Below are 14871 nucleotides of genomic sequence, written 5' to 3'. Positions count from 1 at the left end.
GCTCGCCTCTCAGCTCACCACCGAACCGGCGATCGGGATGCGATGCCGGTCGAGATCGTCGATGACCCGGCGGATCTCGGCGACAGGCGTGACGCCCCGCCGCGCGACGACCACAACCGCGTCGAACTTTTCGAGCATGTTGCCGAACGCGGTTCCCCCGCGCGGACGCTCGGCGAGAAAGGCGAGCAGATTGGCATCGGGGAGGTTCCAGCCTTCCGCCGCCTCGGCCAGCGAGCCTTTCTCGACCAAGGTTGCCGCACCGCCCGCCGCCTGACCGGCGGGCATCAGCCACAGCCGGTCGATCGCGGTCTGGAGCACCGGCAGCCGCAACGCCAAACCGGCCAGCTGCTCGGCGAGCCCGATGCGGTTGGGCAAGCGGAGCAGCCGATCGAGCGAGGGCCGGTCGATATCGGCATCGACGACAATCGTCGGCCCGTCCATCTGCGCCATCACCGTCGCGAGATTGGCGGCGAGGATCGATGCCTCATCGCCGCCCTGGAGCGATAGGATCGCCAGTCGCAGCCTGCCGTCGGCGCCGCTCGCCTCGCGGGCCGTGGCGAGCAGCTTGGCGCGGACCTTGCGGACCTTGGCGACATAGGGATCGTCGGCATCGAACGCCGCGGTCACCAGTGGATCCACGCGATCGTCATCCCGGTCGAGCAGCGCGAGACCGCCATGCGCCGGCGCTTCGGCGTCACTCCCCGGATGGACCGTCGCCTCGGCGAAGAGCGGGTTTGCGCCCGCAGTGGAACGGAGCCTCATGCAGCCTCCTGACGTGGCATGAACAGGCCCTCGACGGGCCGTGATTTGGGAGAGAGGTCGGCGATGACCTCGACTTCGGTCGAAGCCGCCAGTCCGTTCACGGTGCGGACGCGCGGGCGCAGGATCTCGCTCAGCACCACCGCGGCGATACCGGCGAGCAGCCCCAGCGCGATCCCCGCGGCGAACCACAAGGGCAGGCTCGGGCGCGCGGGGAACAACGGCACCGTCGCCTGATCGAGCAGGCTGGCATTGGGCTGCGAGATCTGGCTCTTGAGCGCGGCTTCGTTGAAGCGCTGGCGGACCGTGTCATAGGTCTGGCGCGCCGCCTCGACATCGCGCTGCATCACCATCAATTGGTCCTGCACCCCCGACATCCGGATCATGCGATCCTCCTGCGCCGCCATTTCGGCGCGAAGCTCGGCCTCGCGGCGGCTGGCGGCGCTGCTATTGGCGGTCATCGACGACGCCTGAACGCCGCGCGCTTGGCTGAGATGGCCCTGCAGCTCGCTCAATTGCGCCTTGGCGGCGGTCATCTGCGGATGGTTCGGGCCCAGCGACTTGCCGAGCTCGGCCACCTTCGCCGCCTGCGTGGCGATCGCTTCCTGGATGTTCTGGACGACCAGCGACGTCGCCACTTCGGGCACCGCGCCCGAACCCGATTTGGAATGCGCCGCGGCCGCATCGGCCTGCGCCTGGACGAGATAGGCCGAGAGGTTCTTCAGCTTCTCGGCCTCGAGATCCATGCGGTTCATGCCGATGATGTCGTGCGCACGCTGGAAGTCGGAGAGCTTCTTCTGCGCGACTTCGTAGCGGCGACGGACATCGGCAGTGCGCGCCTCGAACCATTCCGCCGAACCCTGCGCCGCCGAAGCGCGGAGACTCACCTGCTCGCGCATGTAGATCTGTGCGGCGAGGTTTGCGACCCGCGCAGCGACCGCTGGATCGGGATCGAGGAACTGGATCTGGAGGACATTGCTCTGCCGCCCGGTCGTGACCGTAAGCCCGGCGCGCATGCGTGCCGCCGCCTGCTGGAGGCGCGCGTCCGGCGGAAGATCGGCGGGAACCTGATCGACGAAGCCCGCGGCCTTGGCGACTGCATCGGTCACCTTGGCGCTCTTGATCAGGTCGACCTGCGTCGCGATGATCGAGTCGGTCTCCACGCGCCCCTGTTGCTGCTGGGTGCTGCTGTCCGTGGGATCGGTCTGCGACAGATCCAGGAGCAGCGATGATGTCCCCAGATATTGGCGCGGCTGCACCAGTGCGATGCCCGCGACGATCGCGAACAACACGCCAGTGATCGCCGCGACCAGCAACCAGCGCGCCTTGAGCGCCTCGATCAGATCGGCTGCCTTGATCGTCATAGCCCGACTCCCTGGAGAAGCTCACGCGCATCGAGCGCCTCGCGATCCGGTGTCGCAGCCTCGCGCGGCCGCGACGCGGCGCCGTTCGCCATCAGCACGAGGAATTGCGGCGACAGGGAATCCGCGAACTGCAGTTCGCCGGGCATCCCGTCCTCGCTCAGCGCCGGAGCGATCAACCCGATCGTGCGATCGACCGCAGTCGGGCCGCCCAGCTCCTCGCCGAACAGGTCGGTGCCCGCCGCGGTCATCCGTTCGAAAGTGAGCACCGGCGCATGCGCGGCGAGCACGCCCGACAGTGCGACCATCCCGCGCAACGGGCCCGCCTGGCCGAGCGCTCGTGCGAATATCGCATAGACGTCCGGAGTCAGATCGCTCCATTCGGCGAGCGCTTCGGCAAGCCCCTTTTGCGCATCGGCGAGCATGACGCGATCGCGCCCCGCTCCCTCCGCCGCGAGTGCGGCATGCATGCCGAACAGTCGCGCATGATAAGGCGATCCGATCGCCGCCGAGACGATCGTCTGAACCGCCTCTTCCTCGAACGACAGCCCCGCTTGCTGCGCACAAAGCCGCAGCAAACCGGCAAGCTCATCGCGCTCGATCGGCGACACCGGCTGCGCGAACAAATGGCGCCGCAGCGAGGGATGCGCGGCGAGCAGCCCGTCGACATTCCCGGCGATCCCGACCAGCACGATCTGCACGGTCGAATGCATGTCGGTGAGCAGCTTGAGCAACGACGCGACTTCGTGCCGGGTGCGCTCCGCAGCGACACGATCGAACTCGTCGACGATCAGCAAGGTGCGCTGATTGACGCCCTGGACGAACAGATTGGCGACTTGCTGGACGCTCATCGGCCGGTCCGCCGGGATCGTCGCCGCGATCCCGCGCTGGAGCGGCAGCTCGTCGAGGAACGGTCGGAATAGCCCGTCGATATCCGCGCCCTCGCTCGCCGAGCCATAAAGCGCGACGCATCCCGCCTCATCGGCCAGATCGCCGAACACGCGCGCCAGCGAAGTCTTGCCCGATCCGCGTGCACCATAGATCAGTGCGTGCTTGCGCTGCTTGACCACTGCGTCGATCAGCCGCGCAAGCTCCTTCTTGCGCCCTGCCAGCCCGTGGCGATCACTCACCGGCACGGCGGTGTTGAATGCCGCAAATACGGCGTTGCGCCGGAATGCGATACTGGGCCCGGCAGTCGATGCACGACCGCCCGAGATCGGCACTGCGGCCTCCTCTTCGGGCGGCGCGTCAAAATCGAGCCGCTCGGGAATGCGTCTGCTGCCGGCGTCTCCGCCAAGCAGCCCCCGCAGCCAATGCTGCAATCGCTCGCTCCAGCTCATGCCGTGACTCCAATTCTGCGCCGTGCTCAAAACAGCTTCTCGCGGATGACCAGCACGTCTTCGGGCTTGACGGGGTCGTCGAGATTGAGCCCTTCGACTTCCTTGCCCGCGCGGCGCACCTTGATCCGCTTGGTCGAGCCCGCGAGCGTGGGTCCGCCGGCGAGCGCCAGCGCCTGCCGGAAGGTCTGGCCGGGCACGAAGGTGAACGCGCCGGGCGACTGCACCTGGCCGTAGACGTAGACCTTCTCCGCCGGCGGGATGAACAGGATGTCACCGGGCGCAAGCGGCCGGCTCGCACCCGCATTCATCTCGGCGAGCGAGATGCGGACGGGCCCGCTGCCGTCGGCGGGCGTGAGGATGACGGCATTCGCGCCAGTGGCGGTGGCGCCCCCCGCCCGGGCGAGCATCCCGGCAACCGTATAGGGCCGATCGAGCGGATAATTGCCCGCCTGGGGCACGTTACCGAGGACAGTCACGAAGCGGCTGACGAACTGCGACACTTCGACATTGACCGAAGGCCGCTCGAGATAACCGCCCTTCGCATATCCCGCGGCGATCGTATCGGCGAGCTCGGCGGTGGTCTTGCCGCGCACGTCGACTGCGCCGAGCATCGCCAGGCGGATCGTGCCATCGGCCTTCACGCGCGTGGTGACCGACAGATCGGGCTGGCCATAGATGAAGACCTTCACCTCGTCGTCGGGGCCGAGCCGATAGCCTTCCGCCGCGGCGGCCCGAGGCGGCGCGGCGGGCGTCGGTGCGGCAGGCGCGGAAGCCATGGCGACAGGCGCCGCCGGTGCGGCGGCAACGCCGGCGCCGGTGGTCTGCGCCGCTACCGGCAAGGCGAGGGCGGATGCGGCGATCGCCGCGGTGAAGAGCCGGCTCTGGGTCAGGAGAATGTTCCTCATAGGTTCAAAACCTCATGGTTGCGCCAAGCGACACGCGATTGGCGCGATAGTTCGAGACGTCGCTGTTGGTGGATCGGTCGAGATGTGAGAGCGTAAGATCCAAAGCCAGAGCCTCGGTGATCTTGCGGCGCGCGATCAAACCGAACTGGTTCGTTCGATCATGCGTATAGCTGAACGGGCGGATCGCTGCGTCCTGGCGGAAATCGCGCCGCGCCAGCTCGCCATACACACCGATGGTGGTCAATTCGCTCAACGCAATGTCGGCTGAGAGGCGCCACGCGGTGCGCACCGCGAACCCGGTCGCGATCAGGCTGTCGTTGACGATCGTGCGCTCGGTGGCGCCGGTGAGCTTCACCCGCGGGATCGCCATCGTCGAGATGCTGACGTTCCAGCCCGGCCCATTGTAACTGCCCACCGCGGCGGTGCTGGTGACATGCATCCAGCGGACATCGGCGTCGATCGAAGTCAGCGGCGATACCGAGCGCGAGAAGGACAGCCCATAAGCGTCGCTGCGATTCTCCACGCCGAGCTGGGGCCGCTCGCTGGTGACGTGCTCGTAATAAGCAGTCAGCTTGCCGAGGCTCGGCCGTGAATAGCCGATGCCGGCGCGATAGAGATTGCTGGTCTGATCGGCATATTCGAAACCGTCACCATTGCGTGTGGTGTCGCGCTGCCACGCGACGACCGGATAGAGGCCGGCAGGACGCTCGCAATCGGCAGCGACGCCGAGCGTCGAGAATTTCTGGAGATTCTCGCTGGCACTGTTGATGTCGCCATAGTCGGCGCGCTGCTGGCGATAGCTCGCGGACGGCCGCACCCAGCATTGCCCGGCAAGGACATACTTGCCCGAACCCTCGATCTCGAGAAGCGGCTTGCTCCGCTGGCTTTCGGAGATGAACCGGTCGTAGCCCGCGTACGCGCGCAGATTGACGGCGGCCATTCCGATGTCGCGATCATAGCCGATCTCGACCCCGGGGGTGATGATCACGTCGGCGACGGGATCCTCTCTCCGTGAATCGACGCGATAGACATTGTCGTCATAGACCGCAGTCAGCGAAGGCACGATTCGCAGGCCTTGTCTGGCCTCCGGCTGCGGCTTGGGCCGCGGCGCTTCCTGGGCACGTTCCGGCACCTCAGCTTGCTGAGCACGCTCCGGCGCCTCGGCTTGCTGGGCATATGCCGGCACGCCGGACAGCACGCCGAACACCGCCAGCAGCGGCCTTCCCCGCAACACGGCAACGCCCCGCCGCGCACGCCAAAAACCCTTCGCAGATGCGAAAGTTTTTCGTTCGGTTACTCTTTCGTCAGAGCTAAGCACGCGCTCTCGACCTCATTGCAGTGCAGCAATTTGATCATGCTAGAGCGTTCAAGCGCCGGTGCCCACTGGGGCAGATGCAGTTGGTCGCGCCAACGGCACGGCTTGTTTGTTTCTGGACGGCAACACGTGCCGTCAGCGAAGTTCAGACCCGGGCGATCAGCCCAGCAGCCAGAGCCCGACCGCGCCCAGGGCAACGACGAAGCTGGCGATTCCCGCCCAGCGCGAGCCGGCCTGGATCAGGCGTTCCGCGATCGGCTCGCGAAGGTCCGCAGGCATCAGCCACATCGGCTCCGCCTGCGCATTATCGGCAGAGCCCGCATCGGCGTCCCTCGCCATCAACCAATTTTCCGCCACTGCCCGAGACCCTTATTGCCCGGCAGCGGCTATGACCGAAAATCCTTTATGGAAGCTTGTTGGCGATCGTTAATTCGCGCTCGCCCAGCCTCTCCTGCTCAATATGCATTCTTGTGCACCAATACCTGCGCGGTCTTCGCAAGGATGCCGAGATCGCGCATCAGGCTCCAGCCGTGGAGATATTCGAGATCGGCCTCCAGGCGGTTGACGATATCGCGGCGATGCTCGGTCGCACCGCGAAAGCCACGGACCTGCGCGAGGCCGGTGATCCCCGGTTTGAGCGCATGGCGATGCCAATATTGACGATCGACCCGCCAGAAAAGCTCGTCGCCGGCAAGCGACCCGAGCGCATGCGGGCGCGGGCCCACGAGGCTCATCTCGCCGAGCAGCACGTTGATCAGCTGCGGCAGCTCGTCGATGCTCGTTCGGCGAATGAAACGGCCGATCCGCGTGATCCGATCATCGTCGCGGCTCGCCGAACGCGTGCCGTCCGAGTCGCTGGTCTCGATGCGCATGCTGCGGAACTTGAGGATGTGGAAGATGCGGTTGCCCCGCCCCATTCGCTCCTGCCGGAAGAAGACCGGTCCCGGCGAATCGAGTCGGATCAGGATCGCGATCGTGATCATAAGCGGCAGCAATGCGATCAGCACCGGCACGGTGAGTGCGATATCGAGCGCGCGCTTCTTGGCGCGATTTGGCAGATTCAGCGGCCCGCGCGAAACGACGACGGTGGTGACGCCGCTCAGCTGATGCACCGCCAGCGGCCCGAGCTCGCCGATTTCGGGGACGATGATCTCGCCCTGGATATTGGCACCCTTCAGTACCTGCGCCCATTCGACCTTGCGCTCGGGGGCGCAGCTGATGACGACGCGGTCATAGTGGCGCAGCAGCGTGCCGAGCCGGTTGAGCATGTATGGATCGTCGAGATCCGAGCGCAACGCCGCGGCCCCGGCATCGATGATGTCGCCGCCGAGGCACGCATCGGGTACATTTCCGCCATCGACGATCACCAATTCGGTGTGTAGCCGATCGCCATAAGCGCGGCGGACGAGGTGGCAGAGCAGCAGCCGCTGGCTGACGATGAGGACCGTGGTGGAGACGATACCCACCGACAGCGCGAGACGCGGCAGTTGCCCGGTCACCTTGAGCGAGAACACCACCAGCAGGAACAGCAGCAGCGTGCCCGCGACCGACAGCAATGCCTGGCGCGTGCTGCATGCCGCATTGGTCAGGCATTTGGCGCCATAGGCCTGGTTCTGGAAGGAAATGCCGACATGGACGAGGATCACTCCCAGCAAGGAGGTCCACACGTCGCCGGAGATGGTGCCGGGCTGTTCGATGCGAAGGCCGATCGCGAAGCCGATGATCAGCGCCAGCGTATCGGCGCCGATCAGCGTCAGCGACAGCCATACCTTGGCGCTTCGCCGCGCCGCGGAGGCGAACGGCGTTCGGTTCGGATAACCGTGGATCGCTAGGTCAATCTTTGACATGCGACACCCCGAAACTCCCTGACACAACACACCCGAAAAAGGGCCAGCAATTCCCTGCCCGAGCATCGGCAAGGCGCTTGCTGCAATGCAGCAGGGCACAGGCTCAGGGCGAAGGCAAGCGGGGGTCGGGGAAAACCCGGCATTTTCGGGACGACCCGTGCCGGGAGAGAGATTCGCCGATAGGACGGCAAATCGGTGGGTTTTATCCGGCAACCAAATCCAGGTTAAGCGGACTTTCCCACGCTCAACGCAAAATCACGCTCGATCAGTTACTTGAGCAGCAACCATGCGATTCCGCCCAATGCGAGGAAGAAAACCAGCGGTCCGGCGAGTCGCGACAGTATCTGGATGCCGCGTTCGGCGCGTTCGGCGGGGAATTCGGGGAAGCGTCCGCCGCGTTCGATCGGCTCGGCTGCAGCAGCATGCGCGGTTTCCTGCGGTGGCGCCGATATATGCGCTCCCGACGAGGTCCACGGCCCGCCTGATCCTTCCGACATTGCATCCTCTCGTCGCAGGATGCGGGCGCCTCGGCCTCGACCCTGCCTTGCCGACTGTATAGCATCGTAGACAATCTTTCGAGCGTAATCGGCGACGCCTGCGGGGCACCGACTGTCGCATTGCCGCACGCCTTCACTTCACCGGCCGCTTACCCAGCTTCCGCGCCAGCGTGCGGCGATGCATGCCGAGCTGTCGCGCAGTCTCCGAGATATTGAACCCAGTCGCGGCCAGCGTCTCGTTGATCCGCTCCCATTCGAGCGTCTTGATCGAGGTCGGGCGCGCGCCGATCGGTTCGTCTTCATTGCCCCCGGCCCTGCCGAACGCCGCCTCGATGTCGTCGGCGTTCGAGGGCTTGGCCAGATAGTGGCGCGCCCCGAGCTTGATCGCCTCGACGGCGGTGGCGATACTGGCAAAGCCGGTCAGCACCACGATCTGCATCTCCGGATTATGCGCGTGAAGCTTCGCGACGCAGGGCAGGCCTGATGCGGTACCCAGCTTGAGATCGACCACCGCAAACTCGAAGCCTTGCGTTTCGATCAGCGCGTCGAGCTCGGCCGGGCTGCGTGCGAGCGCGACCTGATAGCCCCGCCGCTCGAGCGAACGCTGGAGCGTCCGCGCGAAGGTCTCGTCATCCTCGACGAGCACCAGTCTCCGGCTGGGCTCCAACGTCATTCGCTCTCCTTCACCGGAACGAGCAACGGCAGCACCAGCCGAACCTGCGCACCGATATCGCGGTTGTTCGCCTCCAGCCGTCCGCCCAGCCGTCGCGCGACGTTGACCGCGAGAAACAGTCCCAGGCCGTGGCCTGCGCCCTTTCCCGACTGATAGAGCCTGCCGATGCTCGCGAGTTGATCGGGCGGGAAACCGGGCCCGTGGTCGGACACGCCGATCGCCAGCGCCTCGCTTTCGATCCCCGCGTCGAGCGCCACATAACCGGGTGAGGCTTCGCCGGCATTGTCGAGCAGGTTCCAGATCGCCTGTCGCAGCGAGGGATCGGTGGGGATCGTCGCTTCGGGCGGAAGCACTGCGCGAAAGACGAGCGGAACGTGCGGGTGCGCGACCTGCCATTCCTCCGCCAGCACCTCGAGGAAAGCACGCGCAGGAGTGCTCGCCATCGCTTCGCCGCGCGGCTCGCCCGCCGAATGGAGGATGTCCGAGACGATGACCTTGCACCGCTGCACCTCGGACTGCATCTCGGCGACTTCGGCGGCGAGTTCGGGATCCCCGGCGATCCGCGGCATGCGGCGCCAGTCCGCGAGGATCACCGAGATCGACGAGAGCGGCGTGCCCAACTCGTGCGCCGCGCCCGACGCGAACAGCCCCATGCGGATGATGCCATCTTCCTCGACCGCCTGCTGCCGCAGCCCGGCGAGATAGGCGTCGCGCGCGGTCAGATTGTGGCTGATCCGGGTGACGAAGGGCACGAGCAAGGTGCCGACCATCGCAAAGCCGATCCAGTTGCCGATCCTGTAGAGATCCGCGCTCTCGGCCAGCAGCGAAGCGGGAAGCACGAGCGGAATGTGGCGGACGCTGAGCAGCGCGTAGCAAAAGCACGTCGCCGCCACGAGCACCCAGACCGATCCGCGCGGAAGCAGGATCGCGCCGAGCACGACCTGGAGCAGATAGAGCGAGATGAACGGATTGGTCGCGCCGCCGCTGAAATAGAGCTGGAGCGTCAGAGCCGTCATATCGACGAGCAGCGCCACCATGATCTCGGCATTGTGCACGCGGTGGCGCGGCAGCGCGAGCGTCGCGGCGAGGTTGGCGGCGGCGAGTGCCGCGGCAACACCCAGCATCGAACCGAGCGGCAGCACCACGCCGAGCCCGAAATGCACCGCGAAGATCGTGACGACCTGCCCCGCCACCGCAATCCAGCGCAGCTGGATGAGCTGGCGCATATTGTCGGCTGCGGCGCTTTCGGGCGACGGGCCGCTCGGCGCGCCGGCGCGCTTGCGGGTGAGTGCGAGAAGTGGCGCGTCCATCAATTCCGCCTTGCCTTGCGCAGGATCAGTGCCGCGCCCCAGGCCGAGAGCGCAGCGAGTCCGAACCACGTCAATGCATAGACCAGATGGTTGTTGGGGAAAGCGACGACGGTCAGCCCGCCGACGGGGTAGCCGCCGGGATTGGGCGTCGCATCCGCGTCGACGAAGAAGGGCGCCACATCGCCTAGCCCCCGCGTGCGGGTGATCGCCGCCACATCGCGCGAATACCAGCGCCCCGTCGCAGGATCGTTGGAACGCAGGAACGCTCCACCCGGCTCGCTCATCCGCAAAAGGCCGGTGACCGTCACCGGCCCCTGCCTCGCATGGCGGCGCGCCGGGTCGCGACGCTCGGGCGGCACAAAGCCGCGATTGACCAGCACGATCCCCTCGGCAGTGCGCAGCGGCGTCAGCACCCAGAAGCCCGCACCCCGTTCGGTGACCGCCTGAACCAGCGTCTCGCGATCGTGGAGGAAGCTGCCGGTTACGCGGACATGCCGATAGGCATCATCACGCGCATTTACGCGCACCCAATCGGCGCGGGCCGGCAAGGGCGCGGCGGGCGCATGGATGCGGGCATCGACCCTGGCGATCAGGTCGAGCTTCCACGCCCGCCGCTCGATCTGCCACACGCCCAGCGCCGTGAAGCCCGCGCCGGCGAGCAGCGCGAACGCGAGGAACCAGTTGCGCCGGGCGCCGGATGTCAGGAGCCGAAGCCCCCCGCCGGCGCGGGCATCATATTCCCGTTGATATGATACATGATCCACAGCGATCCCGTGATCACGATCAGCACGATCACTGCCGTGAAGATATAGGCCATCAGCGTCCAGCCGCCTTCCGAGCGGGTGTTGAGGTGTAGGAAGCAGACAGTGTGAACCAGTATCTGGATCACCGCTAAACCGATCACGATCAGCACTGCGGCCTGCTTGTCCTGCAGTACGCCGGTCATCACCAGCCAGAACGGGATCGCAGTGAGCACCGCCGAAAGCAGGAAGCCCATCAGATAGCCGCGGCGCGAGAAATGGCCGTGCCCGCCTTCGTGCCCGTCGGCGTCGTGGGTGCTGTGGGGCGCGCTCATCGCAGGACTCCGAGGAGATAGACGAAGGTGAAGACGCCGATCCAGACGACGTCGAGGAAGTGCCAGAACATGCTGAGGCACATCAGCCGCCGCTGGTTCTCAGGATGCAGCCCGCGCTGGCCGAGCTGGACCAGCATCACGCACAGCCAGATGATGCCGAAGGTGACGTGCAGCCCGTGCGTCGCAACGAGAGTGAAGAAGGCCGACAGGAAGGCGCTGGTCTGCGGCGTCGCGCCCTCATGGATCAGGCTGCTGAACTCGAACAGCTCGATCCCGACGAACCCGGCGCCGAGCAGCCCGGTGATCACCAGCCACAGCCGGGTGCCGTTCAGTCTGCCTTCCTGCATCGCAATCATCGCGAAGCCGTAGGTGATCGACGAAATGAGCAGCAGGGCCGTGTTCACTGCGACCAGCGGCAGCTCGAATATCTCGGCCGGGGTCGGCCCGCCGGCATAGCTGGTGCTGAGCACGCCATAAGTGGCGAACAGGGTGGCGAAGATGAGCGCGTCGCTCATCAGGTAGATCCAGAAACCCAAAGCGGTGCTGCCGCCGGTCTCGTGGTGATGCTCTTCGACGTGATAGAAGGTCGGGTTGGCCGCGCCCTCGGCGGTCATTGCGTCGCTCGCCATGTCAGGCTCCTGCGCCGAGCAGCTTCAGGCGCTCGCTTTCGTCCTGCGCGACTTCATCCGCCGGGATGAAATAGTCGCGGTTGTAGTTGAAGGTGTGGCCGATCGAGACGACGAACAGGCCGACCGCCGAGAGCGCCGCGAGCCACCAGATGTACCAGACCATACCGAAGCCGAGCGCCAGGGCGAGGAACGAGAGGATCACGCCCGCGCCGGTGTTGCGCGGCATATGGATCGGCTGGAAGCCGGCCCGCGGCACTTCGTGCCCGCGCTGCTTCATGTCGTACCACGCGTCGAGATCGTGGACCCTGGGCGTGAATGCGAAATTATAGGCCGGCGGCGGCGACGAGGTCGCCCATTCGAGCGTGCGGCCGTCCCACGGATCGCCGGTGGTGTCGCGCAACTTGTCGCGGTTCTTGATGCTCACCGCGATCTGGATGATGAACGCCGCGATGCCGATCAGGATGATCACCGCGCCGATCGCCGCGATCACGAACAGCGGCTGCAATGTCGCATCGTCGAGATGGCGCACGCGGCGCGTCACGCCCATCAGTCCGGCGATGTACATCGGGGTCCACGCCACCCAATAGCCGATCACCCAACCCCAGAAGTGGATCTTGCCCCAGAAGGGGTCGAGCTTGAAACCGAACGCCTTGGGGAACCAGTAATCCATCCCCGCGAACAGGCCGAACACCACGCCGCCGATGATCACGTTGTGGAAGTGCGCCACCAGGAACAGCGAATTGTGGAGCACGAAGTCCGCCGGGGGCACGGCGAGGAGCACGCCGGTCATCCCGCCCACCGTGAAGGTGAGCATGAACGCGACGACCCACATCATCGGCAGCTCGAAGCGGATGCGGCCGCGGTACATGGTGAAGAGCCAGTTGAAGATCTTCGCGCCGGTGGGGATCGAGATCACCATGGTGGCGATGCCGAAGAAGCTGTTGACGCTGGCGCCCGATCCCATGGTGAAGAAGTGGTGGAGCCAGACGAGATAGCTCAGGATCGTGATGACCACGGTCGCGTAGACCATCGACGAATAGCCGAACAGCCGCTTGCCGGTGAAGGTCGAGGTGATCTCGGAATAGATGCCGAACACCGGCAGGACGAGCACATACACCTCGGGGTGGCCCCAGATCCACACCAGGTTCCAGTACATCATCGGGTTGCCGCCGAGATCGTTGGTGAAGAAATTGGTCCCGACATAGCGATCGAGCATCAGCATCGCGAAGGTGGCGGTGAGCACCGGGAAGATCGCGACGACGAGCACGTTGCTGCACAGAGCGGTCCAGCAGAAGATCGGCATCTTCATCAGCGACATGCCCGGCGCGCGCATCTTGATGATCGTGACGACCATGTTGATGCCCGACAGCGTCGTGCCGATGCCGGCGATCTGCAGCGCCCATAGATAATAGTCCGGCCCGGTATCCGGACTGTTCTGCAGATTGGAGACCGGCACATAGCCGAGCCAGCCGGCACGCGAGAATTCGCCGACGAACAAGGAGATCATCACGAGCAGCGCGCCCGCCACGGTCAGCCAGAAGCTGAGATTGTTGAGGAACGGGAAGGCGACGTCGCGCGCGCCGATCTGGAGCGGCATGACGAAGTTGATCAGCCCCACGACGAGCGGAATCGCCACGAAGAAGATCATGATCGTGCCGTGCGCGGTGAAGATCTGATCGTAATGGTGGGCGTTCAGATAGCCTTCGCTCGCGCCGAACGACAAGGATTGCTGGAGCCGCATCATCAGCGCGTCGGAAAATCCACGCAACAGCATGATGATGCCCAGGATCATGTACATGATCCCGATCTTCTTGTGGTCCACGGTGGTGAACCACTCGCGCCACAGCCAGCCCCAGAGCCGGTATTTGGTGACCGCGCCGACGAGGCCGAGACCAAGTAGAACCACCACGACGAAGGTCACGAGCAGGATCGGCTCGTGAACCGGGAAGGAGTCGAAGGTAAGGCGGCCGAAGATCGTGCGCGCCAGCGTTTCGTTGAACATTTAGCGCTCCTGGTGCGAATGCGGTGCTGGGCTGGCTTGCGCACCTGGGGGCGGCGTGAGGCTCTCGCCCCGGCCCTTTTCTTCGCCTCCCTTGAACAATGCGCCTTCGGGCTTTCCGCTCTCCGGCATCGAGCCGTGACCGCCGTGCATCCCGTTCATGCAGGGGGTGCCGGGACGGACGCAGCGCTTGTAGACGCGCTCGAACAAATCGCCTTCTACGCCGGCGAAGTACATGGCGGGCACCTTCTCACTGGGCTTTTCGAGCGCCAGGAAGCCGTTGGTGTCGAGCGCATGGCCCGATCCCTTCACGCGCGCCACCCAGGCATCGAAGCCCGCCTGGTCGACGCCGTAAAGCTTGAAGCGCATGTCGGAGAAGCCGGCGCCGCTGTAATTGGCGGACATGCCGTCGAACTGCCCCTGCCGGTTGAGTACCGCGTGGAGCGTGCCGCGCATCCCCGGCATGGTGTAGATCATCCCCGCCAGGGTGGGCGCGTAGAAGGTGTTCATCATGTTGGTCGAGGTCAGCTCGAAGCGCACGGGCCGATCGACCGGCAGCGCCAGCTCGTTGACCGTCGCAATGCCCTGTTCGGGGTAGATGAACAGCCATTTCCAGTCGAGCGAGACGACCTGCACCACCATCGTTTTGGCCTTGGGATCCACTGCCTTCTCGGCCGAGATCCGGTTCAGCGGACGGTACGGATCGAGCAGGTGGGTACTCCACCAGGTGAGGGCGCCGAGGCAGATGATGATCAGCAGCGGCGCCGACCAGATGACCAGTTCGAGCGACGTCGAGTGATCGAAATCGGGATCGTAGGTCGCTTCCTTGTTGGACTCGCGATAGCGCCACGCGAAGACGATCGTCAGCGCCATCACCGGCACGATGATCAGCAGCATCAGCGCGGTCGAGATGTAGATGATGTCGCGCTGCTGGAGCGCGATATCGCCGGCGGGATCGAGCACGTCGCCTTTGCAGCCCGCGAGCAGCACCGCGAGGCACAGCGCTCCCAGGGCGCGTCGAGCAGTGGGCAGGTTCAGGTATTCGCGCATGGACCTCGCCTATCCCGACGCGCCCATGCGCCGACATTGGACATTTTGTCCTATCCCCACTCGCGCGCTTTTCTGGTGCAACGGGCGTTGAAACGCAATAACATCGAATCA

General features: G+C 65.4%; 15 protein-coding genes. All 15 read right to left on the bottom strand.

All coding sequences use genetic code 11. The annotated features are described in order from the left end of the window. Positions 1–9: 9 nt before the first annotated feature. The 15 genes from ASE13_RS05335 to cyoA all read right to left on the bottom strand — a co-directional run bounded on the left by ASE13_RS05335 (position 10) and on the right by cyoA (position 14760). A complete protein-coding gene (locus tag ASE13_RS05335; protein ID WP_056612412.1) occupies positions 10–762 on the bottom strand; it encodes a hypothetical protein in 753 nt (250 codons plus the stop codon). Next, on the bottom strand, positions 759–2123 hold the full coding sequence (locus ASE13_RS05330) for a GNVR domain-containing protein (protein WP_056612408.1): 1365 nt from the start codon (positions 2121–2123) through the stop codon (positions 759–761). The genes ASE13_RS05335 and ASE13_RS05330 overlap by 4 nt, the downstream gene beginning before the upstream one ends. Then, entirely contained in the window at positions 2120–3460 is a 1341-nt protein-coding gene (locus ASE13_RS05325) for an ATP-binding protein (RefSeq protein ID WP_056612407.1), read from the bottom strand. The genes ASE13_RS05330 and ASE13_RS05325 overlap by 4 nt, the downstream gene beginning before the upstream one ends. Positions 3461–3486: 26 nt before the next feature. Continuing rightward, the gene (locus ASE13_RS05320) at positions 3487–4365 is read right to left on the bottom strand and encodes a polysaccharide biosynthesis/export family protein (protein WP_156404744.1); all 879 of its coding nucleotides are present in this window, start codon (positions 4363–4365) and stop codon (positions 3487–3489) included. A 4-nt stretch (positions 4366–4369) separates the two neighbouring features. Continuing rightward, positions 4370–5599, bottom strand: a complete 1230-nt coding sequence (locus tag ASE13_RS05315; protein ID WP_235536851.1) for a hypothetical protein — start codon at positions 5597–5599, stop codon at positions 4370–4372. A 240-nt stretch (positions 5600–5839) separates the two neighbouring features. Then, positions 5840–6019 (bottom strand): hypothetical protein, encoded by a 180-nt coding sequence (locus ASE13_RS05310; protein ID WP_029724433.1) that lies wholly within the window; start codon positions 6017–6019, stop codon positions 5840–5842. Positions 6020–6135: 116 nt separating this feature from the next. Beyond that, positions 6136–7527, bottom strand: a complete 1392-nt coding sequence (locus ASE13_RS05305; protein WP_056612405.1) for a sugar transferase — start codon at positions 7525–7527, stop codon at positions 6136–6138. Between the two features lie 269 nt (positions 7528–7796). Next, on the bottom strand, positions 7797–8024 hold the full coding sequence (locus tag ASE13_RS05300) for a hypothetical protein (RefSeq protein ID WP_056612403.1): 228 nt from the start codon (positions 8022–8024) through the stop codon (positions 7797–7799). Positions 8025–8157: 133 nt separating this feature from the next. Next, positions 8158–8697: a response regulator transcription factor gene (locus ASE13_RS05295; RefSeq protein ID WP_156404743.1), complete on the bottom strand. Its 540-nt coding sequence runs from the start codon at positions 8695–8697 to the stop codon at positions 8158–8160. Continuing rightward, the gene (locus tag ASE13_RS05290; protein WP_056612402.1) at positions 8694–10007 is read right to left on the bottom strand and encodes an ATP-binding protein; all 1314 of its coding nucleotides are present in this window, start codon (positions 10005–10007) and stop codon (positions 8694–8696) included. The genes ASE13_RS05295 and ASE13_RS05290 overlap by 4 nt, the downstream gene beginning before the upstream one ends. Further along, positions 10007–10711, bottom strand: coding sequence for an SURF1 family protein (locus ASE13_RS05285; RefSeq protein ID WP_082596605.1), 705 nt, complete (start codon positions 10709–10711; stop codon positions 10007–10009). The genes ASE13_RS05290 and ASE13_RS05285 overlap by 1 nt, the downstream gene beginning before the upstream one ends. Next, positions 10708–11082 (bottom strand): cytochrome o ubiquinol oxidase subunit IV, encoded by a 375-nt coding sequence (gene cyoD, locus ASE13_RS05280; protein ID WP_056612400.1) that lies wholly within the window; start codon positions 11080–11082, stop codon positions 10708–10710. The genes ASE13_RS05285 and cyoD overlap by 4 nt, the downstream gene beginning before the upstream one ends. After that, positions 11079–11711, bottom strand: a complete 633-nt coding sequence (cyoC, locus tag ASE13_RS05275; protein ID WP_056612393.1) for a cytochrome o ubiquinol oxidase subunit III — start codon at positions 11709–11711, stop codon at positions 11079–11081. Before cyoC ends, cyoD begins: the two co-directional genes overlap by 4 nt. 1 nt (position 11712) lies before the next feature. Beyond that, complete coding sequence (gene cyoB / locus ASE13_RS05270; RefSeq protein ID WP_056612389.1) at positions 11713–13713, bottom strand: cytochrome o ubiquinol oxidase subunit I; 2001 nt, start codon at positions 13711–13713, stop codon at positions 11713–11715. Continuing rightward, entirely contained in the window at positions 13714–14760 is a 1047-nt protein-coding gene (cyoA, locus tag ASE13_RS05265; protein WP_056612385.1) for a ubiquinol oxidase subunit II, read from the bottom strand. Positions 14761–14871 lie beyond the last annotated feature (111 nt).

Source organism: Sphingomonas sp. Root241, assembly GCF_001428865.1.
GTDB lineage: Bacteria > Pseudomonadota > Alphaproteobacteria > Sphingomonadales > Sphingomonadaceae > Sphingomonas.
Note: the sequence above shows the minus strand (reverse complement) of the source record. Positions and strands in the feature narration are given on the sequence as shown.

What these genes read in the sequence shown, in the direction of transcription:
- ASE13_RS05330 (WP_056612408.1), bottom strand. Translation starts at nt 2,123, where the DNA reads ATGACGATCAAGGCAGCCGATCTGATCGAGGCGCTCAAGGCGCGCTGG.
- ASE13_RS05290 (WP_056612402.1), bottom strand. Translation starts at nt 10,007, where the DNA reads ATGGACGCGCCACTTCTCGCACTCACCCGCAAGCGCGCCGGCGCGCCG.
- cyoB (WP_056612389.1), bottom strand. Translation starts at nt 13,713, where the DNA reads ATGTTCAACGAAACGCTGGCGCGCACGATCTTCGGCCGCCTTACCTTC.
- ASE13_RS05300 (WP_056612403.1), bottom strand. Translation starts at nt 8,024, where the DNA reads ATGTCGGAAGGATCAGGCGGGCCGTGGACCTCGTCGGGAGCGCATATA.
- ASE13_RS05320 (WP_156404744.1), bottom strand. Translation starts at nt 4,365, where the DNA reads ATGAGGAACATTCTCCTGACCCAGAGCCGGCTCTTCACCGCGGCGATC.
- cyoA (WP_056612385.1), bottom strand. Translation starts at nt 14,760, where the DNA reads ATGCGCGAATACCTGAACCTGCCCACTGCTCGACGCGCCCTGGGAGCG.
- ASE13_RS05335 (WP_056612412.1), bottom strand. Translation starts at nt 762, where the DNA reads ATGAGGCTCCGTTCCACTGCGGGCGCAAACCCGCTCTTCGCCGAGGCG.
- cyoC (WP_056612393.1), bottom strand. Translation starts at nt 11,711, where the DNA reads ATGGCGAGCGACGCAATGACCGCCGAGGGCGCGGCCAACCCGACCTTC.
- ASE13_RS05310 (WP_029724433.1), bottom strand. Translation starts at nt 6,019, where the DNA reads ATGGCGAGGGACGCCGATGCGGGCTCTGCCGATAATGCGCAGGCGGAG.
- ASE13_RS05295 (WP_156404743.1), bottom strand. Translation starts at nt 8,697, where the DNA reads ATGACGTTGGAGCCCAGCCGGAGACTGGTGCTCGTCGAGGATGACGAG.
- ASE13_RS05305 (WP_056612405.1), bottom strand. Translation starts at nt 7,527, where the DNA reads ATGTCAAAGATTGACCTAGCGATCCACGGTTATCCGAACCGAACGCCG.
- cyoD (WP_056612400.1), bottom strand. Translation starts at nt 11,082, where the DNA reads ATGAGCGCGCCCCACAGCACCCACGACGCCGACGGGCACGAAGGCGGG.
- ASE13_RS05325 (WP_056612407.1), bottom strand. Translation starts at nt 3,460, where the DNA reads ATGAGCTGGAGCGAGCGATTGCAGCATTGGCTGCGGGGGCTGCTTGGC.